General features: G+C 63.6%; 1 pseudogene. It reads left to right on the top strand.

Annotation, left to right across the window (positions count from 1 at the left end):
- A pseudogene (locus tag EN852_RS34935) lies at positions 1-516 on the top strand (glutathione-dependent formaldehyde dehydrogenase); the annotation flags it as partial.

Here is a 516-nt window from a genome sequence, read left to right as displayed (position 1 = left end):
GGTTCCCGAGCGGCTCGCCATGGCCCGCGACCACGGCAGGGCCGAGACGCTCGATTTCAGCAATTCCGACATCTATGACGCCCTGATGGCGATGACCGGCGGTCGTGGCCCGGACCGCTGCATCGATTGCGTCGGTACCGAATCCGATCCGGGCGCCAGCTTCGACGCCATGGTCGACAAAGTGAAGGCAGCCGTCTATCTCGGCACCGACAGACCGCATGTGCTGCGCGAGGCGATCTACTGCTGCCGCAAGGGCGGTACGGTCTCCGTTCCCGGCGTCTATGTCGGACTTCTCGACCATATCCCGTTTGGCGCCGCCATGAACAAGGGGCTCACCTTCCGGATGGGTCAGACACATACGCAGCGCTACCTGGAACCGCTCCTGGCCAAGGTTCAGGAGGGCGAGATCGATCCCTCCTTCGTCATCACCCACAGGGCGGATCTCGACGCCGGTCCCGACCTCTACAAGACCTTCCGCGACAAGCAGGATGGCTGCATCAAGGTGGTAATGCGGCC

This window comes from Mesorhizobium sp. M2E.F.Ca.ET.209.01.1.1 (genome assembly GCF_004010375.2).
Lineage (GTDB): Bacteria > Pseudomonadota > Alphaproteobacteria > Rhizobiales > Rhizobiaceae > Mesorhizobium.
This window is presented reverse-complemented; position numbering and strand designations above follow the sequence as displayed.